Annotated in this window: 17 protein-coding genes; 12 read left to right on the top strand and 5 right to left on the bottom strand. The window is 64.7% G+C overall.

Annotated features, from left to right (window positions below):
- Positions 1 to 2: 2 nt before the first annotated feature.
- Both cysN and cysQ read left to right on the top strand, forming a co-directional pair.
- Entirely contained in the window at positions 3 to 1,940 is a 1,938-nt protein-coding gene (gene cysN / locus FJW07_RS14895; RefSeq protein WP_181175363.1) for a sulfate adenylyltransferase subunit CysN, read from the top strand.
- A gap of 10 nt (positions 1,941 to 1,950) precedes the next feature.
- Complete coding sequence (gene cysQ / locus FJW07_RS14890; protein WP_181182644.1) at positions 1,951 to 2,733, top strand: 3'(2'),5'-bisphosphate nucleotidase CysQ; 783 nt, start codon at positions 1,951 to 1,953, stop codon at positions 2,731 to 2,733.
- 63 nt (positions 2,734 to 2,796) lie between these two features.
- Here cysQ and FJW07_RS14885 read toward each other — a convergent pair whose 3' ends face one another.
- The 4 genes from FJW07_RS14885 to FJW07_RS14870 form a co-directional block, all read right to left on the bottom strand.
- A complete protein-coding gene (locus FJW07_RS14885) occupies positions 2,797 to 3,939 on the bottom strand; it encodes a DegT/DnrJ/EryC1/StrS aminotransferase family protein (RefSeq protein WP_140857241.1) in 1,143 nt (380 codons plus the stop codon).
- Positions 3,940 to 4,190: 251 nt separating this feature from the next.
- Positions 4,191 to 5,114, bottom strand: a complete 924-nt coding sequence (locus FJW07_RS14880; RefSeq protein WP_140857239.1) for a carbohydrate kinase — start codon at positions 5,112 to 5,114, stop codon at positions 4,191 to 4,193.
- Complete coding sequence (locus FJW07_RS14875) at positions 5,111 to 5,557, bottom strand: RbsD/FucU domain-containing protein (RefSeq protein WP_140857237.1); 447 nt, start codon at positions 5,555 to 5,557, stop codon at positions 5,111 to 5,113. The genes FJW07_RS14880 and FJW07_RS14875 overlap by 4 nt, the downstream gene beginning before the upstream one ends.
- Before the next feature lies 1 nt (position 5,558).
- Positions 5,559 to 6,782 carry an ROK family transcriptional regulator gene (locus tag FJW07_RS14870; protein ID WP_140857235.1) on the bottom strand — a complete coding sequence of 408 codons (1,224 nt, stop codon included), beginning with the start codon at positions 6,780 to 6,782 and terminating at the stop codon, positions 5,559 to 5,561.
- A gap of 210 nt (positions 6,783 to 6,992) precedes the next feature.
- On the opposite strand from FJW07_RS14870, the gene FJW07_RS14865 reads away from it, so the two are divergent.
- The 10 genes from FJW07_RS14865 to FJW07_RS14820 all read left to right on the top strand — a co-directional run bounded on the left by FJW07_RS14865 (position 6,993) and on the right by FJW07_RS14820 (position 23,330).
- Complete coding sequence (locus tag FJW07_RS14865) at positions 6,993 to 8,021, top strand: sugar ABC transporter substrate-binding protein (RefSeq protein ID WP_140643399.1); 1,029 nt, start codon at positions 6,993 to 6,995, stop codon at positions 8,019 to 8,021.
- A gap of 96 nt (positions 8,022 to 8,117) precedes the next feature.
- The gene (locus FJW07_RS14860) at positions 8,118 to 9,194 is read left to right on the top strand and encodes an ABC transporter permease (protein WP_140705420.1); all 1,077 of its coding nucleotides are present in this window, start codon (positions 8,118 to 8,120) and stop codon (positions 9,192 to 9,194) included.
- Complete coding sequence (locus FJW07_RS14855; RefSeq protein WP_140857233.1) at positions 9,191 to 9,988, top strand: ATP-binding cassette domain-containing protein; 798 nt, start codon at positions 9,191 to 9,193, stop codon at positions 9,986 to 9,988. The genes FJW07_RS14860 and FJW07_RS14855 overlap by 4 nt, the downstream gene beginning before the upstream one ends.
- 134 nt (positions 9,989 to 10,122) lie before the next feature.
- Positions 10,123 to 12,585: a glycogen/starch/alpha-glucan phosphorylase gene (locus FJW07_RS14850; RefSeq protein ID WP_140857231.1), complete on the top strand. Its 2,463-nt coding sequence runs from the start codon at positions 10,123 to 10,125 to the stop codon at positions 12,583 to 12,585.
- Positions 12,586 to 12,704: 119 nt separating this feature from the next.
- Positions 12,705 to 14,918 carry a 1,4-alpha-glucan branching protein GlgB gene (glgB, locus tag FJW07_RS14845; RefSeq protein ID WP_140705422.1) on the top strand — a complete coding sequence of 738 codons (2,214 nt, stop codon included), beginning with the start codon at positions 12,705 to 12,707 and terminating at the stop codon, positions 14,916 to 14,918.
- Between the two features lie 63 nt (positions 14,919 to 14,981).
- Positions 14,982 to 16,250 (top strand): glucose-1-phosphate adenylyltransferase, encoded by a 1,269-nt coding sequence (gene glgC / locus FJW07_RS14840; protein ID WP_140643409.1) that lies wholly within the window; start codon positions 14,982 to 14,984, stop codon positions 16,248 to 16,250.
- 150 nt (positions 16,251 to 16,400) lie between these two features.
- Positions 16,401 to 17,846: a glycogen synthase GlgA gene (gene glgA / locus FJW07_RS14835; RefSeq protein WP_140857229.1), complete on the top strand. Its 1,446-nt coding sequence runs from the start codon at positions 16,401 to 16,403 to the stop codon at positions 17,844 to 17,846.
- A gap of 3 nt (positions 17,847 to 17,849) precedes the next feature.
- A complete protein-coding gene (locus tag FJW07_RS14830) occupies positions 17,850 to 19,478 on the top strand; it encodes an alpha-D-glucose phosphate-specific phosphoglucomutase (protein ID WP_140857227.1) in 1,629 nt (542 codons plus the stop codon).
- A 196-nt stretch (positions 19,479 to 19,674) separates the two neighbouring features.
- Positions 19,675 to 21,675, top strand: a complete 2,001-nt coding sequence (gene glgX / locus FJW07_RS14825) for a glycogen debranching protein GlgX (RefSeq protein WP_140857225.1) — start codon at positions 19,675 to 19,677, stop codon at positions 21,673 to 21,675.
- Positions 21,675 to 23,330: an alpha-glucosidase family protein gene (locus tag FJW07_RS14820; protein ID WP_140857223.1), complete on the top strand. Its 1,656-nt coding sequence runs from the start codon at positions 21,675 to 21,677 to the stop codon at positions 23,328 to 23,330. Before glgX ends, FJW07_RS14820 begins: the two co-directional genes overlap by 1 nt.
- An 8-nt stretch (positions 23,331 to 23,338) precedes the next feature.
- On the opposite strand, the gene FJW07_RS14815 is transcribed toward FJW07_RS14820, so the two are convergent.
- Positions 23,339 to 25,081, bottom strand: a complete 1,743-nt coding sequence (locus FJW07_RS14815; RefSeq protein WP_246680760.1) for a pilus assembly protein TadG-related protein — start codon at positions 25,079 to 25,081, stop codon at positions 23,339 to 23,341.
- Between the last annotated feature and the right edge of the window lie 20 nt (positions 25,082 to 25,101).

Raw genomic sequence — 25,101 nt, 5'->3', positions numbered from 1 at the left:
TAATGCGCCACATCATGGCAAAAAGCCTCGCCCCGACCGATTCGATCCGCGACTACATGGCCGCGCAGGAGAAGAAGTCGCTGCTGCGCTTTCTCACCTGCGGCTCGGTCGACGACGGCAAGTCGACGCTGATCGGGCGGCTGCTCTCCGACACCAAGCAGATCTTCGAGGACCAGCTTGCGGCGCTCGAGAAGGATTCGCGCAAGCACGGCACCACCGGCGACGACATCGATTTCGCGCTGCTGGTCGACGGGCTGGAGGCGGAGCGCGAGCAGGGCATCACCATCGATGTCGCCTATCGCTTCTTCGCCACGCCGAAGCGCAAGTTCATCGTCGCAGACACGCCCGGTCATGAGCAGTACACGCGCAATATGGCAACGGGCGCCTCGACCGCCGATCTCGCCATCGTGCTGATCGACGCGCGCCAGGGCGTGCTTCGCCAGACCAGGCGTCATTCGATCATCGCCTCGCTGCTCGGCATCCGGCACATCGTGCTTGCGGTCAACAAGATCGACCTCGTCGGCTTCGACGAGACCGTGTTCGACCGGATCGTCACCGACTATGGCGAGTTCGCGAAGGAGCTGGGCTTCGTCAGCATCGCGCCGATCCCGATGTCGGCGCGCTTCGGCGACAACGTCACCAGCCGCTCGGAGCGCACGCCCTGGTATTCCGGGCCATCGCTGATCGAGCATCTCGAAACCGTGTCGGTCGACGAGGCCGCCGTCGAGCTGCCTTTCCGCTTCCCCGTCCAGTATGTGAACCGCCCCAACCTCGATTTCCGCGGCTTCGCCGGTACCATCGCCTCGGGTGTGGTTTCTGAAGGAGACGAGGTCGTCGTGGCCAAGTCTGGCAAGGCGTCGCGGGTCAAGCGCATCGTCGCGCAGGGCGGCGATCTCGAGCAGGCGGTTGCCGGCCAGGCGGTCACGCTCGTCCTCGAGGACGAAGTGGAGGTGTCGCGCGGCAACCTGCTGGTGTCGCCGGCCGCACGGCCGCAGGTCGCCGATCAGTTTGCCGCCAACATCGTCTGGTTCGACGAGCAGGCGCTGCTGCCCGGCCGCTCCTACGTCCTGCGCACCGAGACCGATCAGGTCAGCGCCACCGTCACCGAGCTGAAATACCGGGTCAACGTCAACGATTTCGCGCATGAGGCGGCGAAGTCGCTCGACATCAACGAGGTCGGCGTCTGCAACCTCTCGACCCGCGCGCCGATCGCCTTCGATCCGTTCGCCGAGAACCGCACCACCGGCGCCTTCATCCTGATCGACCGCATCACCAACGCCACCGTCGGCGCCGGAATGATCCTGCATTCGCTGCGCCGCGCCGAAAACATCCATTGGCAGTCGCTCGATGTCGGCAAGCGCGGCCGCTCCGACCTGAAGAACCAGCGCCCGGCCGTGTTCTGGTTCACTGGGCTCTCCGGTTCCGGCAAGTCGACCATCGCCAATTTGTTCGAGAAGAAGCTGTTCGCGTCCGGGCGCCACACCTACATCCTCGACGGCGACAATGTCCGCCACGGTCTCAACCGCGATCTCGGCTTCACCGACGCCGACCGCGTGGAAAACATCCGTCGCGTCGCCGAGGTGGCGAAGCTGATGGCCGATGCCGGCCTGATCGTCATCGTCTCCTTCATCTCGCCCTTCGCCGCCGAACGGCGCGTAGCGCGCGAGCTGATGGCCGAGGGCGAGTTCGTCGAGGTCTTCGTCGACACGCCGTTCGAGGAATGCGCAAGGCGCGATCCGAAGGGTCTTTACGCGCGCGCCTTGAGCGGCGAGATCAAGAATTTCACCGGCGTGGATTCTCCTTATGAGGCGCCGCAGAATCCGGAAATTCACCTGAAGACTCTCGGCAGGAGCCCGCAGGAGATGGCGGAAGCCCTGGAACATTGGCTGACCGAGCGCGACATTGCCGAGGAGCAGTACGACAATGGCGGCGGTATCTGACGACGAGGCAATGTTGGGCGTCTTCGAGCGCCTGGCGCTCGAAGCCGGGCGCGAGGTGATGCGCGTCTTCCACGAGGGCTGCGCCGTCGACAGCAAGGCCGACTCTTCGCCGGTGACGGAAGCCGACCGCGAAAGCGAGAAGATCATCCTGGCCGGCCTGCGCGCCGCCTATCCGGAAATCCCTTGCGTGGCCGAGGAGGAGGTTGCGGCAGGCATCGCAACACCTGATCTTGACGGCGCGTTCTTCCTGATCGATCCGCTCGACGGCACCAAGGAATTCGTCAACCGCCGCACCGATTTCACCGTCAACATCGCGCTGGTCCGCCATGGCGTGCCGGAAGTCGGCGTCGTTTTCGCGCCGTGCACGGGGCGCTTTTTCTCCGGACGACCCGGCAAGGCCGAGGCGCTCGAGGTCGATCCCGACTATCGCGTGGCCGGCCGCCGGCCGATCACGGTGCGGGCAGGCGGCTCGCCGCTCGCCGTCGTCGCCAGCCGCTCGCACAACACGCCGGAGACCGATGCCTTCATCCGCGATCTCGGTGCCGCCGAGATCGTCTCGGTCGGCTCGTCGCTGAAATTCTGCCTGCTCGCCGCGGCGGAAGCCGACGTCTATCCGCGCTTCGGCCGCACCATGGAATGGGATACGGCGGCGGGCGACGCGGTGTTGCGCGCCGCCGGCGGCATGACGCGCACCCTGGACGGCGAGCCGCTCGTCTACGGCAAGCGCAACCAGGCGAGTGACAGCGATTTCGCCAACCCGCATTTCATTGCAACGGGGAAGACCGCGGCTTAGGGCAGCGTTGCCAATTATCGATGCTGGCGGGACAGAGGGGGGGCGGCGCCGACCTTTCAGGCTTTAAGCCGCCGCCACATGCGCCGAGTTCGACCCGATATAATTGCGGATCGTCTCGATGATGCGGTCCTGGTCGGCCTCGCTCAAATAGGCGTGCATCGGCAGGCAGAGGATCTGCTTTGGCAATGCCTCCGAGACGGCGAGGCCGGTCGGCGTGCGCGGATAATCCTTGTAGGCCACCTGCTCGTGCAGCGGCTTCACATAATAGATCACCGACGGAATGCCCTTTTCGCCGAGATGGGCCTTGAGCCCGTCGCGTTTCGGCGTCTCGATCGCATACTGCGCCCAGGCCGAGCGGCCATGGCCAAGATTGCGCGACGCCTTGACGATGTCGCCGAGGCCCTTGGCATAGCGGTCGGCGACGATCTGGCGCGCCACCATCTCATCCTCGAGGATGGCGAGCTTTTCGATCAGGATCGCCGCCTGCAGCGTGTCGAGGCGCGAATTGATGCCGACGCGGACATTGTCATATTGCGTCTCGCCCTTGCCGTGGAAGGCGAAGGAGCGGAGCTTGTCGGCCAGCGCGCCGTCATTGGTGAACATGGCGCCGCCGTCGCCATAGCAGCCAAGCGGCTTGGCAGGGTAAAAACTGGTCGAGCCGACATGGCCAAAAGCGCCGCACATTTTGACGTCGGCGGAACCGCCCATCGACTGCGCGGCATCCTCGATCACCAGAAGGTTCTCGCGCTTGGCGATCGCCATGATCGCCTCGTAGTCCGCGGAGAGCCCGAACAGGTCGACGGGGATGATCGCCCTCGGCTTCAGCCTTCCTTCCTTCTTGATCATCTCGATCGCCGCCTCGAGGCTGGCGATGTCGATGTTGTAGGTGTCGCGGTCGACGTCGACGAAGACCGGCTCGGCCTTGGCTAGCGCCACCACTTCGGCGGTGGCGGCGAAAGTGAAGCTCGGCACGAACACCGCATCGCCCGGGCCGATGCCGGCGGCAAACAGCGGCAGAAGCAGCGCGTCGGTGCCGTTGGCGCAGGCGACCACATGCTTGACGCCGATATAGGCCGCCAGCTTGTTCTCGAGTTCGGTGACCTGCGGGCCGAGGATATAGCGGCCGTCCTCGACGACTTTGTCGATAGCGACCTTCAGCCGGTCGCGGATACGTTCGCGCTGTGCGCCAAGATCGATGAACTGCATGTCGGCCTCAATGCCTGTAAAACCGGCCCGCTGGTAACAGACTTGAACCGGCTGAGAAAGCCGGCGGCGGCCGGCGCAGATTGCTTATGTGTCGCAGCGTGTTAGCGACTTTACCGGCGCAATGCCTGAAAAAGCCGGAAATCCGAGCTTTGAGAGGCGTTTTCCGGCCCCTCTTGTCGCGTCGTTCCACCGATGGGAAACATAAAGTGATCGGCCGCGAAGGGCGGGCTCACGTCCGTCCCCGCGCCGGATCAGGCGATCTCGTGCCGCCATGGCGGGTTGGCGCCGGCCCGCGAAACCGTTACCGCGGCGGCCTTGGCGCCGAGTTCCAGCGCCTTGCGGATGGCGTCCTCGGAGAGGCTGCCGATCGCCGCCTTGGTGAGCAGGCCCTGCTCGTGCAGCGAAGCCAGGATGCCGGCATTGAACGTGTCGCCGGCGCCGACCGTGTCGATGACCTTCACCTTCTGCGGCATGACCGTGACCTTGTGCGCCTTGCTGTAGCCGACGGCGCCTTCGCCGCCATGCGTGACGACGATCAGCTGCGGCCCACGCTCCAGCCAGTTGCGCACCACATCCTCGTGCGAGCCGGCCTCGTCGAACCATTTCAGGTCCTCGTCCGACAATTTCACGATGTCGGCCATCGCCATCATCTCGCGGATGCGTCTGAGATGCTTGGCCTTGTCCGGAATGAAGTTCGGCCGGATGTTGGGGTCGAGCATCATGACGCGGCTTTGGCGCTCGCGTCGCATGAATTCTTCGTAGGCCGAGCCCGCCGGCTCAGAGATCAGGCTGATGGCGCCGAACAGCATCGCCTCGATCTCGGCCCCGAGCTTCGGCAGGTCCTCGATGGTCAGCATGCGCCCGGCGGTGTTCTCGTCATAGAAAGTGTAGGTCGCCTGGCCGTTGGTGAGCCGCACGAAGGCGAGCGTGGTTGGACGCGGCGAGGTGTGCGCATAGGTGGAGCTCACCTTGCTGGCGCCGAGCGCCTCGCGGAATTGGCCGCCGAACAGGTCGGAGGAGAGGCCGGAGAAGAAGCCTGCCGGGGCGCCGAGCCGGCCGAGCGCGATCGCCGAGTTGAACACCGCGCCGCCGACATAGGGCGCGAAAGCCGCTTCGCCTTCCGTCGTGGTGCGCGGCAGCATGTCGATCAGGGCTTCGCCACAGCAAAGGATCATGTCGTCTTGGTCTCCGGCGGATGGATCACGCCCTTGCGGATGATGATGTTGGCAAAGAGCCTGGGTTCGCTGGTCGCCACGATCGCGTGCGCGGCCTTGACGCGTGCATAGAAGTCGGGCCCGGCCAGCGCAACCACCTTGTGACCCGGCGCGCGCCTGGCGCAGACCGCTTCCATCTCGCGATGCACGGGGTCGGCGAGCGCCGGGTCACCCTGCACCGAGGCACGGAACAATGCCTCCGGCACCGCCTCGTCCACCGGCAGCACGCTGAGCACGGCGTCGAGGACGGCTATGACGTGGTGGCCGTCCGCGCGGATCAGCCGCCGCGCCTGTTCCTCGGCCGGATAATTGCCGTCGACGATCGCGATCTCGTCGCCATGGCCCATTGCCCTGAGCGTCGCCAGGAACTGGGGCCCGAGCAGCGACGGGATGCCGATCAGCATGTCAGGCGCCCCCGGACGTGTTCGGCCCGATCAGGAAGCGCTCGGAGAGCGGCAGGCTGGCGCCGCCCATGGCGCGTGCGTGGATGCCGACCGTTCCCTCGCGCACGACAGGCAGTTTCAGTCCTTCGGCATCGATGCGGGCGATCGTTTCCGTGACGGCATCGACCAGCCGGCGCCGCACGTCGAGCGGCATCCAGCCATCGATGACCGCCGCTTCGAAATCGATGACCGACGAGGCAGCGACGATGGCATAGGCGAGCGCCCGCGAGGCGCTGGCGATCCACTCGTCGAGATCGGCGCCGATCTCGCCCCATTCCTGCGGCGAGGTCCAAAGATAGGAGCCGTCGATGCCCTTGGCGGAGAGCGCCCTTTCCAGCATCGCGATCGAGGCGACGTCGATGAGCTGCGTCGGCTTGCCGTCCGGCCCCGGCACCGGCATCGAGCCCAGCGCGCCGGCGTTGCCTTTCGGCCCGCTGTAGAGGCGGCCGTTGAGCACGATGCCGCCGCCGGCGAAGGCGCCGATATAGAAATAGACGAAATCGCGCGCCGCGCCGGCCCGCCCGAAGACGAGCTCCGCGCCACAGGCCGACGTCGCGTCGTTCTGCAGGTAGACGGGAAACTCGCACTGCCCCTGGATGTCGGCGCGGATGTCGCGATGGCGCCATTCGTCCATGATCTCGCGCGGCGCGCCGGCCGTGTCGACCCAGTTCCATAGCTCGAACGGCATGGCGATGCCGAGCCCGGCGATGCGCTTGTCCTGAGCCGGCGTAAGCGCGCCGCGCATCGTCTTGATGCCGGCGGTGACGAACTCGACGGTCTCGCGCGGTGCGGGATAGCGGTAGGAATGCTGCAGCATGGCGCGCACATTGCCGAGGAAGTCTATCAGCACGAGCTCGGCGCTGCGGCGGCCGATCTTGAGGCCGATGAAAAAGGCGCCTTCCGGATTAAGCGCCATCGGGATCGAAGGTTGGCCGATCTTGCCGCGCAGCGGCGCCTGGCGCACGAGCAACTTGTCTTCCTCGAGCTCGCGCATGATCACCGACACTGTCTGGGCAGACAGCCCGGTCATGCGCGCAATGTCTGATTTGGCCAGGCTGCCATGCTGGCGCACCAGGGACAGCACGAGCCGCTCATTGTGGTCGCGCATGCCGCTCTGGTTGGTGCCGCGATGCAGCCGGCTTTCCAAAGCCTCGGGCGAACCGTGCCTCGCAATGCCGGTCTCCACCCTGTTCCTCCCGTCTGTTTCCCCTCGATGCTTTTCGTTCAGAATGAGTGAACAGCGCAAGAGTGTCAATAATAAATAAGAGTGATTTAATTATTGACAGCCGTTGCGGACTGGTGTCTCTTTGACATCGCGCCCACACTGGGAGAACTTCGGTGGGCGCTCCGCAGGCGCCGGTTGGCCGGCGCCGGAGTGGTTCACTGGGAGGAAATCATGCGTAAATGGACTATCCTGAAGGCGGCCGTTGCCGGCCTTGCCTTTTACGGCGCGATGGCCACGGCCTCGTATGCCGCCGACATCGTCGGCCTGATCACCAAGACCGAGGGCAACCCGTTCTTCGTCAAGATGCGCGAAGGCGCGCAGGCCAAAGCCAAGGAGCTCGGCCTCACGCTGCAGACCTTTGCCGGTAAGTTCGACGGCGACAATGACAGCCAGGTCGCGGCCATCGAGAACCTGATCTCGGCCGGCGCCAAGGGCTTCGCCATCGTGCCGAGCGATTCCAGCGCCATCGTGCCGACCATCAAGAAGGCGCGCGATGCCGGCCTGCTGGTCATCGTGCTCGACACGCCGCTCGATCCGATCGACGCGGCGGACGCCACTTTCGCAACCGACAATTTCAAGGCAGGTGAGCTGATCGGCGAGTGGGCCAAGGGCACGCTGGGCGACAAGGCCTCCAGCGCCAAGATCGCCTTCCTCGATCTCGCCACCAATCAGCCGACTGTCGACTATCTGCGCGACCAGGGCTTCATGAAGGGCTTCGGCATCGACATCAAGGATCCGAAGAAATACGGCGACGAGGACGACGCGCGCATCTGCGGCCATGAGATGACCGGCGGCGCCGAGGATGGCGGCCGCACCGCCATGGAAACGCTGCTGCAGAAGTGCCCGGACGTGAGCGTGATGTACACGATCAACGAGCCGGCGGCGGCCGGTGGTTACCAGGCGCTCAAGGCGGCCGGCAAGGATGACGGCTCGGTCCTTGTGGTTTCGATCGATGGCGGTTGCCCGGGCGTCAAGAACGTCGCGGCCGGCGTCATCGGCGCGACCTCGCAGCAATATCCGCTGAAGATGGCCGCCATGGCCATGGAAGCGATCGAGAAGTTCGCCAAGACCGGCGAAAAGCCGAAGCCGACCCCCGGCAAGGAGTTCTTCGATACCGGCGCCACGCTGATCACCGACAAGCCCGTCAACGGCGTCGAGTCGATCGACAGCAAGAAGGGCGCGGAACTTTGCTGGGGCTGATGCCCTTCCTAATACCCGCAACAACGGACTAAACTCACCGAAAGGGCGGCTCCGGCCGCCCTTTCCCGAAACACGGGATCCTGGGAGGGGATAGAGATGAGCGACGACGCAACCGGCTCAGTCTCGGCCGAGCGCGGCCTTCACGGCAGCGATCAGTCCGTGGCGAGCTTCGACGAAGACCGGGGCTCGGTGCTGAAGAGCATCCAGCGCTTCCTGCACGAATACCCTACGGCCATCCCGTTCATCGTGCTGGTCATCGGCATTCTGATCTTTTCGGTTGCGGCGGGCGGACGGTTCTTTGCGCCGTTCAATCTTTCGCTTGTCCTGCAACAGGTCACCATCATCGCCTTTCTGGGCATTGCCCAGACGCTGGTCATCCTGACCGCCGGCATCGATCTTTCGGTCGGCGCGATGATGGTGCTGTCGTCCATCGTCATGGGCAGGCTGACCGTCACCTACGGCGTGCCGGTCGAATTGAGTTTCGTGCTGGGCCTGCTCACGGGTCTTGTCTGCGGCCTGATCAACGGCGTGCTGGTGGCGGTGATCAAGCTGCCGCCCTTCATCGTCACGCTCGGCACCTGGAGCGTCTACGGCGCGATGGTCATCTACGTCTCGCATTCCGAGACCGTGCGCGCCCAGGACATCGAGGCGGCGGGACCGCTGCTGCAGTGGCTGGGCCACACGATCAGGTTGGGAGGCGGCGCGGTGCTGACCTACGGCGCCATCGCCATGATCCTGACGGCTCTGATCATCTGGTATGTGTTGAACCGCACCGCCTTCGGCCGCCATGTCTACGCCACCGGTGACGACGACGAAGCCGCACGCCTCGCCGGCATCAACACCCGCGGCGTGTTCATTGCCGTCTACACGCTGGCCGGCTTCATCTGCGCCGTCGCCGCCTGGGCGCTTATCGGCCGCATCGGCGCCGCAAGCCCGCTCGGCAACCAGACCGCCAATCTCGATGCCATCACCGCCGTGGTGATCGGCGGCACCTCGCTGTTCGGCGGGCGCGGCTCGATCGTCGGGACATTGTTCGGCGCATTGATCGTCGGCGTCTTCCGCAATGGCCTGGCACTCGCCGGCGTCGACTCGCTCTGGCAGGAGTTCACCGTCGGCATCCTCATCATCCTCGCCGTCACCATCGATCAGTGGATCAGGAAGATTTCGGCATGAGCACGCAGCCCATTCTTCAGGCCCCCATTCTGCAGGCAAAAGGCCTCAACAAGCGCTACGGCAGGGTGGTCGCTCTCGACAATGCCGATTTCGACCTGATGCCGGGCGAGATCCTTGCCGTCATCGGCGACAACGGCGCCGGCAAGTCGACGCTGGTGAAGGCGCTGTGCGGCGCGGTCATCCCGGACTCCGGCGCGATCGAGCTCAACGGCCAGCCGGTGCATTTCCGCTCGCCGATCGAGGCGCGCATGGCCGGCATCGAGACCGTCTACCAGAACCTGGCCTTGTCGCCGGCGCTGTCGATCGCCGACAACATGTTCCTCGGCCGCGAGCTGCGTAAGCCGGGTTTTGCCGGGCAATGGCTGAGGAGGCTCGACCGCTCGGCCATGGCGCGCATCGCCCGCGAGAAATTGTCCGAGCTTGGGCTGATGACCATCCAGAACATCAACCAGTCGGTCGAAACGCTCTCGGGCGGCCAGCGCCAGGGCGTGGCGGTGGCCCGCGCCGCGGCGTTCGGCAGCCGCGTCGTCATCATGGACGAGCCGACCGCGGCGCTCGGCGTCAAGGAAAGCCGCCGCGTGCTGGAGCTGATGCTGGACGTCAAGAAGCGCGGCCTGCCGATCGTGCTCATCTCGCACAACATGCCGCATGTCTTCGAGGTGGCCGACCGCATCCACATCCATCGCTTGGGCCGTCGCCTCGCCGTCATCGATCCGAAACAATATACAATGTCCGACGCTGTCGCTTTCATGACCGGCGCCAAGGCTCCGCCGGAAGTTTTGGAGACGGCCTGATTGGGCCGTCTTGTTCCGGCACACGACCATTGGCCAGCCGTCTAAATCGATTGAGTATATGTTGCAATGCACTAGGATGGGCTGGGAGGAACGATACAAGCCGTTATGATCACGCCAGTTGAACGAGAGGCGAAATGACATCCGCCATGACGATCGAAGCCCCTGTTCTCGACAATCCCGATCCCAAGACCCTCGCTGAGGAGGTCTTGATGTCGCTCAAGTATCGGGTCGGCAAGGACACAACCGTCGCCACGCCCTATGACTGGTTGACGGCTTCGATCAAGGTCGTCCGCGACCGCATCGTCGACCACTGGATGCAGGCAACCAAGGAAGCCTATGACCAGCAGGAAAAACGCGTCTATTACCTTTCGCTGGAATTCCTGATCGGGCGCCTGATGCGTGACGCCTTTTCCAATCTAGGCCTGATGGAGAATATGCGCGAGGCGCTGTCCTCCCTCGGCGTCGACCTCGACCTCATCGCGGGGCTCGAACCGGACGCCGCGCTCGGCAATGGCGGCCTCGGCCGTCTCGCCGCCTGCTTCATGGAAAGCATGGCGACCGTCGATATCCCCGCCCATGGCTACGGCATCCGCTACGCCAACGGTATGTTCCGCCAGGAAATCCACGGCGGCTGGCAGGTCGAGCTGCCGGAGACCTGGCTCGATCACGGCAATCCCTGGGAGTTCGAACGGCGCGAGCGCTCCTTCGAGGTCGGCTTCGGCGGCTCGGTGGAATCGATCACCTCCAAGGACGGCCGGCTCGAACGCCACGTCTGGAAGCCGACCGAGCATGTGCTGGCCGTCGCCTACGACACGCCTGTCGCCGGCTGGCATGCCAGGCGCGTCAACACGCTGAGACTTTGGTCCGGCATGCCGATCGATCCGATCCTGCTCGACAAGTTCAACGCCGGCGACCACATCGGCGCGCTGGCCGAAAGCAACAAGGCCGACGCGCTGTCGCGCGTGCTCTATCCGGCAGATTCCCACATGGCCGGACAGGAGTTGAGACTGCGGCAGGAGTATTTCTTCTCTACCGCCTCGCTGCAGGACATCGTGCAGCGTCATCTCAGCCAGTATGGCGACCTGAAATCGTTGCCCGACAAGGCGGCGATCCACTTGAACGACACCCATCCCGCGGTCGCCGTGGCGGAGCTGATGCGGCTCCTGATGGATGTCCACGGCATGGACTTCGACCAGGCCTGGGACATCACCAAGCGCACCTTCGGCTACACCAACCACACGCTGTTGCCCGAGGCGCTGGAAAGCTGGCCGGTGCCGCTGTTCGAACGTCTGCTGCCGCGCCACATGCAGATCGTCTATGCCATCAATGCGCAGGTGCTGCTCGAGGCCCGCGCCACCAACCAGTTCTCGGGCGATCAGATCGCCCGCATCTCGCTGATCCAGGAAAATGGCGACCGCCGCGTGCGCATGGGCAATCTGGCCTTCGTCGGCTCGCATTCGATCAACGGCGTCTCGGCCCTGCACACCGAGCTGATGAAGGTGACGGTGTTCGCCGATCTCCACAAGCTCTATCCCGACCGCATCAACAACAAGACCAACGGCATCACGCCCAGGCGTTGGCTGATCCAGTGCAATCCGGGCCTGACCTCGCTTGCCCGCGAGGCGATCGGCGACCGCTTCATGGACGACATCGAGGCGATCAAGGATCTCGATCCGCTCGCCGACGACGCGGCGTTCCGTGAGAAATTCGCCGCCGTGAAGCGGCAGAACAAGGTGAAGCTCGCCAACCTGATCGCCGATCGGCTCGGCGTTCGGCTCGACCCGTCGGCGTTGTTCGACATCCAGGTCAAGCGCATCCACGAATACAAGCGCCAGCTCCTCAACATCATCGAGGCGATCGCGCTCTACGATCAGATACGCTCGCATCCCGAGCGGGACTGGATGCCGCGCGTCAAGATCTTCGGCGGCAAGGCGGCGCCGAGCTACCACAACGCCAAGCTGATCATCAAACTGGCCAACGACGTCGCGAAAGTCATCAACGGCGATCCGTCGGTGCGCGGGCTGCTGAAGGTGGTGTTCGTGCCGAACTACAATGTCAGCTTGGCCGAAGTGCTGATGCCCGCCGCCGACCTCTCCGAGCAGATATCGACCGCCGGCATGGAAGCATCCGGCACCGGCAACATGAAGTTCGGCATGAACGGCGCGCTCACCATCGGCACGCTCGACGGCGCCAATGTCGAGATGAAGGAACATGTCGGCGACGACAACATCTTCATCTTCGGCCTCACCACCGCCGAGGTCGCCGATCGGCGCAACAATGGCTACAACCCGCGCGGCATCATCGAGGCGTCCCCTGAATTGTCGCAGGCCGTCGCGGCGATCTCGTCCGGCGTCTTCTCGCCCGATGACCCCAATCGCTACCGCGACCTCATGAACGGGCTCTACAGCAGCGACTGGTTCATGGTGGCGGCCGACTTCGATTCCTACGCCGCCTGCCAGCGCGACGTGGACCGCGTCTGGCGCGACAGCCCCGATTGGAACGCGCGCGCCATCCGAAACGTTGCCCGCATGGGCTGGTTCTCGTCCGATCGCACGATCCGCCAATATGCGAAAGAAATCTGGAACGTACCCGTCTGATATGATTGCATGAGATCACGAACAATGTGGTGTCGTGCATGTCGCCCAAAAGTGCGGAGCGGTTTTGGGCCAACGACATGCACAAAACAAAATAACTCCCGGGGAGGGAACACCGCCTGATGAGGAAGCCGCGCGCGACCGCTGCGACAAGCGGGCCGGACGGACTGGCGCCAGCCGGCGATGTCGCGGCGATTGTCGCCGGAACGCATGGCGATCCTTTCTCGGTCCTGGGCGTGCAGGAAGCCGGCAAAGGCTTCGTCGCCCGCTGCTTCGTGCCCAACGCCGAATTCGTCACCGCCTATACGCTGACCGGCAAGGAGGTCGGCGAGCTCTCCCGCCGCGACGATGCCGGCTTCTTCGAGGGCAAGGTCTCGATCCGCAAGCGCCAGCCGCTGCGCTATCACGCCAGCAACGCCGGCGGCGACTGGTGGCTGACCGATCCCTATTCCTTCGGTCCGGTGCTCGGTCCGATGGACGACTATTACATGGCCGAAGGCTCGCATCTCAGGCTGTTCGACAAGCTCGGCGCCCACATCGTCGAACACGAGGGCGCCACCGGCGTGCATTTCGCCGTCTGGGCGCCCAACGCAAGGCGCGTCTCCGTGGTCGGCGCCTTCAACGATTGGGACGGCCGCCGGCACACCATGCGCGACCGCAAGGACACCGGCATCTGGGAATTGTTCATTCCCGATCTCGGCGCGGGCCAGCCCTACAAGTTCGAGATCATCGCGCCCGACGGCGTGCGCCTGCCGCTCAAGGCCGATCCGTTCGCCTTCGAGTCGGAACTGCGCCCGGCGACCGCCTCGGTGACGGCGCCGCCGATCGCGCATCAATGGGGCGACGAGGCACATCGCGGCTACTGGCGCAAGGCCGACCCCAGGCGCGAGGCGATCTCGATCTACGAGGTCCATGCCGGTTCCTGGCAGCGCCGCGACGACGGCACGTTCCTGTCCTGGGACGAGCTGGCCGCACGGCTCATCCCATACGTGGTCGACACCGGCTTCACCCATATCGAGTTCCTACCGATCTCGGAGCACCCCTACGACCCGTCCTGGGGCTACCAGACCACCGGCCTTTACGCGCCATCGGCTCGCTTCGGCGACCCCGACGGCTTCGCCCGCTTCGTCGACGGCGCGCACCGCGCCGGCATCGGCGTCATCCTCGACTGGGTGCCGGCGCATTTCCCTGTCGACGAGCACGGGCTGGTGAAGTTCGACGGCACCGCGCTCTACGAGCATGCCGATCCGCGCCAAGGTTTCCATCCCGACTGGAACACGGCCATCTACAATTTCGGCCGCCGCGAGGTGGTGTCGTTCCTCGTCAACAACGCGCTGTTCTGGGCCGAGAAGTACCATGTCGACGGCCTGCGCGTCGACGCGGTCGCCTCGATGCTCTACCTCGATTACTCGCGCAAGGCCGGCGAGTGGATCCCCAACGAGAAGGGCGGGCGCGAGAACCTGCAGGCTGTCTCCTTCCTGCAGAAGATGAACAAGGAGCTTTACGGCCACCACCCCGGCGTGATGACGATCGCCGAGGAATCCACCTCATGGCCGAAAGTGTCACGTCCCGTGCATGAAGGCGGCCTCGGCTTCGGCTTCAAATGGAACATGGGCTTCATGCACGACACGCTGGAGTATCTCTCCAAGGAGCCGATCTTCCGCAAGCACCATCACAACGACATCACCTTCGGCCTAGTCTACGCCTTCTCGGAAAACTTCGTCCTGCCGCTTTCGCATGACGAGGTCGTGCACGGCAAAGGCACGCTGCTCAACAAGATGGCCGGCGACGACTGGCAGAAGTTCGCCACGCTGCGCGCCTACTATGCCTTCATGTGGGGCTATCCCGGCAAGAAGCTGCTGTTCATGGGCCAGGAATTCGCCCAGCGCCGCGAGTGGAGCGAGGAACGCGCGCTCGACTGGGACCTGCTCGAATTCGCGCCGCATCGCGGCGTCTGGCAGGCGGTGCGGGATTTGAACTACCTCTACCGTTCGCGCCCGGCGCTGCATGCGCGCGATTGCGAGCCGGAGGGCTTCTCCTGGCTGATCGTCGACGACCGCGACAATTCGGTCTTCGCCTGGCTGCGCAGCGCGCCGGACGGCAATTCGATCGCCGTCATCTCCAATTTCACGCCGGTGCCGCGCGAGAACTATCGCGTGCCGCTGCCGAAGGCGGGAAAATGGCGCGAAATCATCAATACCGACGCCGAGGTCTATGGCGGCTCCGGCATGGGCAATCGCGGCGTGGTCGAGGCGAGCGGGGAAGGGGGAGGCATATCGGCGACGATGCTCTTGCCGCCGCTGTCGACGATCATGCTGGAATTCGTCGCGGATTGAAGCAGATGATGTCTCATCCTGCTCTTGCAACGGTCCGGGCAGCTTGTTTGGGAGGGTAACAAAATGGCAGAGATCAAAAGAACCCAGCCGCTGGCGCGCGATGCCATGGCCTATGTGCTGGCCGGCGGCCGCGGCAGCCGCCTCAGGGAACTGACCGACCGGCGCGCCAAGCCCGCCGTCTATTTCGGCGGCAAGACGCGCATCATCGATTTCGCCCTCTCCAATGCGCTCAACTCCGGCATCCGCCGCCTCGGCGTCGCCACCCAGTACAAGGCGCATTCGCTGATCCGCCATCTGCAGCGCGGCTGGAACTTCCTGCGGCCCGAGCGAAACGAAAGCTTCGACATCCTGCCGGCATCGCAGCGCGTGTCTGAAACGCAGTGGTATGAAGGCACCGCCGACGCCGTCTACCAGAACATCGACATCATCGAGGCCTACGGGCCCGAATACATGGTGATCCTCGCCGGCGACCACATCTACAAGATGGATTACGAGCTGATGCTGCGCCAGCATGTCGACGCCGGCGCCGACGTCACCGTCGGCTGCCTCGAAGTGCCGCGCATGGAGGCGACCGGCTTCGGCGTCATGCATGTCGACAAGAAGGACAACATCATCGCCTTCGTCGAGAAGCCGGCCGATCCGCCGGGCATTCCGGATAAACCGGAATTCGCCCTGGCCTCGATGGGCATCTACGTCTTCAAGACCAAGTTCCTGATGGAACAGCTGCGCCGCGACGCGGCCGAGCCTGGCTCCAGCCGCGACTTCGGCAAGGACATCATCCCTTACATCGTCCAGCATGGTAAGGCGATCGCTCACCGTTTCGCCAAATCCTGCGTGCGTTCCTCGCATGAGTCCGAGCCCTACTGGCGCGACGTCGGCACGGTGGACGCCTATTGGGAGGCCAATATCGACCTCACCGACGTCACGCCCGAGCTCGACCTCTACGATCGCGACTGGCCGATCTGGACCTATGCCGAATTGAAGCCGCCGGCAAAGTTCGTGCATGACGAGGACGGGCGCCGCGGCGAGGCGATCTCCTCGCTCGTGTCGGGCGACTGCATCGTCTCCGGCGCATCGCTGCGCCGCAGCCTGATCTTCACCGGCGCCCGCATCAATTCTTATTCCAAGCTCGAGGAGGTGGTGATGCTGCCCGACGTCACCGTTGGGCGTAAGGCGCGCCTCAAGCGCGTCGTCATCGACCATGGCGTGCAGATTCCGGAGGGGCTGGTGGTGGGCGAGGATCCGGCGCTCGACGCCAAGCGTTTTCGCGTGTCGGAGAAGGGCATCTGCCTGATCACCCAGGACATGATCAACAAGTTGTCGACCCCGTAGGTCGATCAACAAGCTGTCAACCTGATAAGGTTGATCAGCTGTCGATCTGATAGGGTCGATCAGCAAGCTGTCGGGTCGATCAGCAAGCTGACGACTTGATCAACAGATTGTCACTTTGACCTGCCACGTTGAGATCGGAATGTGGAGCGCATGCAGGTTCTGTCGGTTACGCCCGAAATCTTTCCGCTGGTCAAAACCGGCGGACTTGCCGACGTGACCGGCGCCCTGCCGATCGCGCTGGCCGGCAAGGGCGTGGCGATGCGCACGCTGGTTCCCGGCTATCCCGTCGTGATGGCGGCCTTCGCCAAGAAGAAGGCCGTTTACCAGTACCCGCTGCTGCAAGGCGGCAAGGCTTCGGTCCATGCCGTCAAGATCGGCGAGCTCGATCTCTTCGTGCTCGACGCGCCGCATCTCTTCGATCGCCAGGGCGGCCCCTACGGCACCGCCTCCGGCGCCGACTGGCCGGACAATTGGCGCCGCTTCGCGGCCTTGAGCCAGGTCGGCGGCGACATTGCCGGCGGCGCGATCTCCGGCTACCAGCCGGACATCGTTCATGCCCATGACTGGCAGTCGGCGATGACGCTTGCCTATATGCGATACGGCAAGGCGGTCGGCGTGCCGTCGCTGATCACCGTGCACAATCTTGCTTTCCAGGGCCAGTTCGGCGCCGGCATCTTCGGCGAGCTCGGCCTGCCGGCCGTGGCTATGCAACTCGACGGCGTCGAATATTATGGCGGCGTCGGATTTCTCAAGGCCGGCCTGCAAGCCGCCTGGGCGATCACCACGGTAAGCCCGACCTATGCGCAGGAAATCCGCTCGCCGGAATTCGGCATGGGTCTCGACGGGCTGATCAACATGCGCTCCACCGATCTCTACGGCATCGTCAACGGCATCGACGTCGACATCTGGAATCCCGAGACCGACAAGCATCTGGTGGCCAATTATTCGGCCGAGACGCTTGCTGCGCGGGCCAAGAACCGCGAGGCGGTCGAAGAGCGCTTCAACCTGGAGGCGGACGGCAGCCCGATCGTCTGCGTCGTCAGCCGGCTGACCTGGCAGAAGGGCATGGACATCCTGGCCGCGGTCGTCGACGGCATCGTCGCCGCCGGCGCGCGCCTCGCCATCCTGGGCTCTGGTGACGCCGGTCTCGAAGGCACGCTGCTTGCCGCCGCCGCCCGTCATCGCGGCCGCGTCGGCGTCGTCGTCGGTTACGATGAAGGCCTTTCGCATGTCATGCAGGGCGGCTGCGATGCCATCGTCATTCCGTCCCGCTTCGAGCCCTGCGGCCTGACCCAGCTCTATGGCCTGCGCTATGGCTGTGTGCCGGTCGTCGCCCGTACCGGCGGTTTGGCCGACACCATCATCGACGCCAATGAAGCCGCCTTGTCGGCAGGCGTCGCCACCGGCTTCCAGTTCGCGCCCAACAATGGCGGCGCGATGGTGCATGCCATCCAGCGGCTCGTCGAGCAGCATGCGCGGCCGTCGACCTGGGCCTCGATCCAGCGCCAGGGCATGAAGGCCGATGTCTCCTGGGACAAGAGCGCCGAAAAATACGTCGAACTCTATCGCTTGCTGCTTTCGAAAAGGGCTGCCTGAGGCATGATCAGAACCGTCCCCACCAAACCCTATACCGACCAGAAGCCCGGCACCTCCGGCCTGCGCAAGAAAGTGGCGGTGTTCCAGCAGGAGCACTATGCCGAGAACTTCATCCAGGCGATCTTCGATGCGCTGGACGGTTTTCAAGGAAAGGCGCTGGTGATCGGCGGCGATGGCCGCTTCTACAACCGCGAGGTCATCCAGAAAGCCATCGCGATTGCCGCCGGCAACGGCTTCGGCAAGGTGATGGTCGGGCAGGGCGGTATCCTGTCGACCCCCGCCGCCTCCAACATCATCCGCAAATACAAGACCTTCGGCGGCATCATCCTGTCGGCCAGCCACAATCCCGGCGGCCCGCACGAGGATTTCGGCATCAAGTACAATGCCGGCAATGGCGGCCCGGCGCCCGAAAAGATCACCGACGCGATCTTTGCCAAGTCGAAGGAGATCAAGAGCTTCAAGATCGCCGAAATAGGCGCCATCGACATCGACACCGTCGGCACCGTCAAGGCGGGCGACATGACGGTCGAGATATTCGATCCGGTCAAGGATTATGCCGAATTGATGGAAAGCCTGTTCGACTTCGATGCGCTGAAGAAGCTCTTCAAGTCGGGCTTCCGCATGCGCTTCGATGCCATGCACGCGGTGACCGGCCCCTATGCCAAGGAGATCCTCGAACATCGCCTCGGCGCGCCCGACGGCACCTGCCGCAACTTCAAGCCGCTTCCCGACTTCGGCGGCCATCACCCGGATCCGAACCTGGTGCATGCAAAACACCTCTATGACGAGATGATGGGGCCGGACGCGCCGGACTTCGGCGCGGCCTCCGACGGCGACGGCGACCGCAACCTGATCATCGGCAGGGGCATCTTCGTCACGCCGTCGGACTCGGTGGCGATGCTTGCCGCCAATGCCAAACTGGCGCCGGGCTACAAGGACGGCCTGAAAGGCATCGCCCGGTCCATGCCGACCAGCGGCGCGGCCGACCGCGTCGCCGAGAAGCTCGGCATCGGCATCTACGAGACGCCGACCGGCTGGAAGTTCTTCGGCAATCTGCTCGACGCCGGCATGGCGACCATCTGCGGCGAGGAGAGCGCCGGCACCGGCTCCAACCATGTGCGCGAGAAGGACGGTCTGTGGGCCGTGCTTTTGTGGCTCAACATCCTCGCCGCGCGCGGCGAGAGCTGCAAGCAGATCGTCACCGAGCATTGGGCGACGTACGGCCGCAATTACTATTCGCGCCACGATTACGAGGAGGTCGAGAGCGACCGCGCCAACGCGCTGGTCGACGAACTGCGCGCCAAGCTTGGTTCGCTCCCCGGCACCGGCGTGCGCGGCCTCAAGATCGCCAAGGCCGACGATTTTGCCTATCACGATCCGGTCGACGGCTCCGTGAGCAAGCATCAGGGCATACGAATCCTGTTCGAGGGCGGCTCGCGCGTTGTCCTGCGCCTCTCCGGCACCGGCACGTCAGGGGCGACGCTGCGCGTCTATATCGAGCGCTACGAGCCGGACAAGGCCAGGCACGATCTCGACACCCAGGAAGCGCTCGCCGATCTCATCGCCGCCGCCGACGACATCGCCGGCATCAAGAGCCACACCGGCCGCAACAAGCCGAGCGTGATTACTTGAGGGTGGCGGCGCGGCGCGGCTCTCCCTTCTCCCCTTGTGGGAGAAGGTGTCGCCGAAGGCGACGGATAAGGGGTGCTCCAGCTTGGCGCAAACCGGCGTTGGCACCGCCGGCGCCTCATTTCTTCCAACCCTCATCCGTCTCGGCGCCGCGCGCCGATCCACCTTCTCCCCCAAGGGCAGAAGGGGAGGCGCTCGCATGACCCAGCTCGGCGCCACCATCAACCCCGAAGGCATCCGCTTCGCCGTCTGGTCCTCATCGGCGCGGCGTCTCTGGGTCTCGATCTTCGACGAGACCGGCGCGCGCGAATTCGATCGGCAGGAGCTCAATCCGGAAGGCGAGGGCGTGCACGCGCTCCTCGTCCCCGGCCTTGGCGAGGGCACGCATTACGGCTTTCGCGCCGATGGCGACTATGCGCCGGAGCGCGGCCTTTGGTTCGACCCGAACAAGCTTCTCACCGACCCCTACGCCGTCGAGTTGGACCGTCCATATCAATATCATTGGCGGCTTGCCGCCAAACGCAATGAAGGCGCCGACACGTCCTCGCTGATGCCGAAGGCGATTGCGCGTCCGCTGCCCAAGCCGGAATCGGCCAAACCGCCGCTCTTCCAAGCCGGCGGGCTGATCTACGAGCTCAACGTCCGCTCCTTCACCAAGCTGCATCCGGAGGTTCCGGAAGCGCAGCGCGGCACCATTGCGGCGCTCGCCCATCCGGCTGTCATCGAGCACCTCCAGCGTCTCGGCGTCTCGGCCGTCGAACTGATGCCGGTCACCGCGTCGATCGACGAGCGGCACCTGCCGCCATTGGGCCTCAGCAATGCCTGGGGCTATAATCCCGTCACGTTCATGGCTCTCGATCCGCATCTCGCGCCCGGCGGCCTCGAGGAACTGCGCGATACCGTCGCCGCGTTGCGCAAGGCGGGCATCGGCACCATCCTCGATCTCGTCTTCAACCACACCGGCGAAAGCGACCGGCTCGGGCCGACGCTGTCGCTGCGCGGACTGGATGCGATAGGCTACTACCGGCATCAGCCGGACGGCAGGCTGGTCAACGACACCGGCACCGGCAACACCGTCGCCTGCGACCATCCTGTGGTGCGCGAGATGGTGCTCGACACGCTCCGCCACTTCGTCCGCTCCGCCGGCGTTGACGGCTTTCGCTTCGATCTGGCGCCAGTGCTCGGTCGCGTCGACGGCGCCTTCGATCCCGAGGCACCGCTGCTTCAGGCTATCGCCGGCGATCCTGTGCTCGCCGATCGCGTGCTGATCGCCGAGCCCTGGGATATCGGTCCGAACGGTTACCAGCTCGGCAGTTTCCGTCCGCCATATCTGGAATGGAACGACCGCTACCGCGACGATGTCAGGCGCTTCTGGCGCGGCGATACCGACGCGATCGGCGCCTTGGCCACCCGGCTTGCCGGCTCTTCCGATATCTTCGGCAGGGACGGCCAACCGGCGAGCCGCAGCGTTAATTTCATCGCCGCGCATGACGGCATGACGCTGACCGACATCGTCGCCTATGAGCGCAAGCACAACGAGGCAAATGGCGAGCAGAATCGCGACGGCCACAACGACAATCTGTCCTGGAACAACGGCGCCGAGGGCGAGACGGACGACGAGGCGATCGCCATGGCCCGCTTCAACGACCAGCGCGCGCTGCTCGCCACGCTCTTTGCCTCGCGCGGCACCATCATGCTGACCGCCGGCGACGAGTTCGGCCGCACGCAGAAAGGCAACAACAACGCCTATGCGCAGGACAATGCCATCACTTGGCTCGACTGGGCTGGCCGCGACCGGGCGCTGGAGCAATATGCATCGTCGCTGGCCACGCTGCGCCGGGCCTTCCCGGTGCTGGCGGATCCGCATTTCCTGACCGGCGAGCCCGCCGACGGATCGGAAATCCCCGACGTGGCCTGGCTGACCGAGACCGGCGCGCCGCTCGGCGAGGCCGACTGGAACGATCCCGGCCGACATCGCCTCGTCATGCTGCTCGGCGATGCCGAGGGCGGGCGCCTGGCAGTGGTGATCAACGGCGACCGCCGCCAATGTGTCTTCAGCCTGCCCGCGCGGGACGGATTTGAATGGCGCCCGGCAATCGAGACGCAGCCGGTCGATCTGGCGCGGCCGTTGGCCGGCCGCAGCGTCGGTTTCATGATCGAGCGGCGAGCCGCTAAATCGCGCAGCAGGAAGGGGTCGTGATGGCTTGCGGCAATCCAGAGCAAGGCGCCGAATGGTGGCGCGGCTGCGTCATCTACCAGGTCTATCCGCGCTCCTTTCAGGATACGAGCGGCGACGGCAGCGGCGACCTGAAGGGCATCACCGCGCGGCTCGCCCATATCGCTTCGCTCGGTGTCGACGCGGTCTGGCTGTCGCCCTTCTTCAAGTCGCCGATGGCCGACATGGGCTATGACGTGTCCGATTACCGCGATGTCGATCCGATCTTCGGCACGTTGGAGGATTTCGACGCGCTGGTCGCCGAGGCGCATCGGCTCGGCATGAAGCTCATCATCGACCAGGTGATCTCGCATTCTTCCGACAAGCACGAATGGTTCGTCGAAAGCCGCGCCAGCCGCGACAATGCCAAGGCCGACTGGTATGTCTGGGCCGACGCCAGGCCGGACGGCAACGCCCCCAACAACTGGCTGTCCGTCTTCGGTGGCCCGTCCTGGGAATGGGACGCCACCCGCCGGCAATATTACATGCACAATTTCCTGGCCGCGCAGCCGGATCTGAACTTCCACAATCCTGACGTTCAGGACGCGCTGCTCGACACCGTGCGCTTCTGGCTGGAGCGCGGCGTCGACGGCTTCCGGCTGGATACCGTCAACTACTATGTCCACGACCGCTGGCTGCGCGACAACCCGCCCTTGGCATCAAGCGTCGCCGGCACCAACGGTTCGACCAGTACCTATGCCTTCCAGGAGCATCTCTTCGACAAGACGCGGCCCGAGAACCTCGACTTCCTGAAACGCTTCCGCGCGCTGCTCGACGAATATCCCGACCGCGCCGCGGTCGGCGAGGTGGGTGACGAGGAGCGTTCCTTGCAGACGCTCGCCACCTATGTATCCGGCGGCGACAAACTGCAGATGTGCTACACGTTCGACCTGCTCAGCCCGCAATTTTCCGCCGCCCATGTGCGCGGCTGCGTGGAGGCGTTCGAGACGACCGCCCCGGACGGCTGGGTCTGCTGGGCCTTCTCCAACCATGACGTCGTGCGCCACGTCAGCCGCTGGACACGGCCCGGCGAGAGCCCGGACGCGGTGGCGAAGTTCTCGATCGTGCTATTGTCATGCCTGCGCGGGTCGATCTGCCTCTATCAGGGCGAGGAACTGGGGCTGGAGGAAGCCGAGCTTGCCTATGAGGATCTGCGCGATCCGGTCGGCATCCGCTTCTGGCCGGGCGTGAAGGGTAGGGACGGCTGCCGCACGCCGATGGTATGGCAGGCGGAGGCGGACAATGCCGGCTTCTCCACCGGCAAGCCTTGGCTGCCGGTGCCGCAAGCACATCGTGTGCGTGCGGTCGATGTCCAGCATGGCGAAGGCGGTTCCGTGCTGGCGACTTATCGCTCGATCCTTGCCCTGCGCAGGCGCCATTCGGCGCTGATCCAAGGCTCTATCCGTTTCCTCGAGGCCGAGGGCGATGTGCTGGCTTTCATCCGCCAGCACGAAGACGAGAAATTGCTGTGCGTCTTCAACTTCGCCGCGGAGCCGGCGAACTGGGCGCTGCCGGCCGAGATCAGGGATACCGAGGTAACGGCTCTTGCCGTTGACGTCGCCGGCGTTCTTGGCGGTGTTCTCGAGGAGTTTGCCCTGGCACTGCCGCCCGTGGGGTGCTTCGTCGGGAGAATTGCCTGAAAGGCGGCTTACTGAACCAGCACCGAGCGTCCGCACGTCGCGCCGGTGACCCGGACGTCGGCCTCGCCGACACCGACCCCAAGCGCCCCAAGCACATTGTAGACCAAGCTGTCGACCGGCGCGGTCACGCCGTTGAGCAGCGTCGTCACCGCCGGCTTCACCGTGCCGAGCACGGCGGTCACGTCGAGGCCTAGCCCCAGCGCATTGACCGAAAGCGACAGGTTGTTGACCAGCGATGTCGTCAGCGACTGCGTCAGGTTCTTCGTCGACACCGTCTTGATCGCCTTGTTGGCGATGTCGGTGGCGTTGTAGGTCAGGGTGGTCGGCGCCATGTTGGTGACCGAAAAGGCCGACGATCCATTGATCTGCAACAGGTTGAGATTGATCAGCAGCAGCTTGAGGCTGACATCCGCGATCTCGGCGTCGGAGAAGGATTGCGGCTTGGTGAAGTCCGCGAAACCGCTGGCGCTGCTTTTGGCGAGATGGGCCTCGACCACGCCCGGCTGCGCGGCGATCGAAACCTTGATGCTGGAGGGCCCGGTCGGGCAAGTGATGTCGGTCAGCTTGGCTTCCGCATAGGCGACTTCGACATTGAGCGGCAGGTTGACGGCAAGCAGACTGATGCCGCCGCCGAGATTGGCGTTGCCGAGCGTGACGCTGGCGTTGAGCTTGATGCGCGTCTGCGCCGTGCGCACCACGGTGCCTGCTTCTCCGACCGCGAGCCAGGGCGAGTTCTGCATCGGCTCGCCGATGGCGATGGCAAGCGTCGTCGATGCCAGCCCCGGTATCGTGGCGCCGAGATTGACCGGGACCTGATTCGTGCCGTTGGCAAGCGCCGCCGCCGCCGTCAGCATGCTGAGCGCGCTGGCGTCGACCGACAGCCCGGCGGGTTTCTGCCCGAGGCCGAGGCTGCCCACCGAGCCCAGGTCGACGAGGCTGCCGAGCGGAATCTTGACCGTATTGGTGGCGCTGGAGGCCATGGTCTGCAGGGCGATCTTGGCTGTGCGGTCCAGCCCCGGCACATTGGCCATGGCGGTGGCGATCTGGCCGATCGTCGCCTTGGAGGCGAGCACGTCGGAATAGCTGACGCCAGTCAGATGCAATTGCGTGGCCAGCGCATCGGTGAACGAGAGAACATCGACATCGGCCGACACCAGTGAATTATAATCCATCACGCTGAGCGAGATGTTGCCGCCGAGAAGGCCGCCGAGAAGCGCGTTGAGAATGCCGCCATTGAGGCTGGCAAGCCGCGAGCCGACCGAAAAAGCCGCTTGCGGCTGCGCGCTGGCGATAGCGGTCGTGCCAAGAGTGGGCGGCGACATGATCGAGCCGGCGAAATAGAGCGTGCCCTGCTTCTTCAGCGACACCTGCACGGCATTGTAGGGCAGCTTGCCCGCCTCGAACCGGTTGCCGGCGGCAATGGTGCTGACGCCCGTGTAGCGCCCCGGCACGATCTGGACGACCGCCTTGCTGGCGGTTGGCGCCACGGTGGTGCCTTGCTGCTGCACGGCGACCGAGGTGATGCCGTTGTCGCTGAGCGTCGTCAGCACCGCCTGCTCGGCATTGGTGATGTTCGAGGCCGCGGTGATGGCGGCAAGGTCGACGATCGACTGCGCGGCGCGGCGCTCGTTGTAGAGCGAACCTTCGTCGATCGCGAAGGCGGTCAGCGCCAGCGCCACCGGCGTGCATAGCGCCGTCATGACGGCGAAATTCGCGTTACGGTCGGCGAGCAGTCTCCGCGTCGCCGCCATCAATCCCCCCTTGACGGGCA

Source organism: Mesorhizobium sp. B3-1-9 (genome assembly GCF_006439595.1).
In the GTDB taxonomy this organism is placed as follows: domain Bacteria; phylum Pseudomonadota; class Alphaproteobacteria; order Rhizobiales; family Rhizobiaceae; genus Mesorhizobium.
The sequence above is the reverse complement of the archived record's forward strand: the minus strand, read 5'-3'. Positions and strand labels throughout refer to the sequence as shown.

Coding starts and splice junctions, on each gene's coding strand:
- cysN (WP_181175363.1), top strand. CDS start 3: ATGCGCCACATCATGGCAAAAAGCCTCGCCCCGACCGATTCGATCCGC.
- cysQ (WP_181182644.1), top strand. CDS start 1,951: ATGTTGGGCGTCTTCGAGCGCCTGGCGCTCGAAGCCGGGCGCGAGGTG.
- FJW07_RS14885 (WP_140857241.1), bottom strand. CDS start 3,939: ATGCAGTTCATCGATCTTGGCGCACAGCGCGAACGTATCCGCGACCGG.
- FJW07_RS14880 (WP_140857239.1), bottom strand. CDS start 5,114: ATGATCCTTTGCTGTGGCGAAGCCCTGATCGACATGCTGCCGCGCACC.
- FJW07_RS14875 (WP_140857237.1), bottom strand. CDS start 5,557: ATGCTGATCGGCATCCCGTCGCTGCTCGGGCCCCAGTTCCTGGCGACG.
- FJW07_RS14865 (WP_140643399.1), top strand. CDS start 6,993: ATGCGTAAATGGACTATCCTGAAGGCGGCCGTTGCCGGCCTTGCCTTT.
- FJW07_RS14860 (WP_140705420.1), top strand. CDS start 8,118: ATGAGCGACGACGCAACCGGCTCAGTCTCGGCCGAGCGCGGCCTTCAC.
- FJW07_RS14855 (WP_140857233.1), top strand. CDS start 9,191: ATGAGCACGCAGCCCATTCTTCAGGCCCCCATTCTGCAGGCAAAAGGC.
- FJW07_RS14850 (WP_140857231.1), top strand. CDS start 10,123: ATGACATCCGCCATGACGATCGAAGCCCCTGTTCTCGACAATCCCGAT.
- glgB (WP_140705422.1), top strand. CDS start 12,705: ATGAGGAAGCCGCGCGCGACCGCTGCGACAAGCGGGCCGGACGGACTG.
- glgC (WP_140643409.1), top strand. CDS start 14,982: ATGGCAGAGATCAAAAGAACCCAGCCGCTGGCGCGCGATGCCATGGCC.
- glgA (WP_140857229.1), top strand. CDS start 16,401: ATGCAGGTTCTGTCGGTTACGCCCGAAATCTTTCCGCTGGTCAAAACC.
- FJW07_RS14830 (WP_140857227.1), top strand. CDS start 17,850: ATGATCAGAACCGTCCCCACCAAACCCTATACCGACCAGAAGCCCGGC.
- glgX (WP_140857225.1), top strand. CDS start 19,675: ATGACCCAGCTCGGCGCCACCATCAACCCCGAAGGCATCCGCTTCGCC.
- FJW07_RS14820 (WP_140857223.1), top strand. CDS start 21,675: ATGGCTTGCGGCAATCCAGAGCAAGGCGCCGAATGGTGGCGCGGCTGC.
- FJW07_RS14815 (WP_246680760.1), bottom strand. CDS start 25,081: ATGGCGGCGACGCGGAGACTGCTCGCCGACCGTAACGCGAATTTCGCC.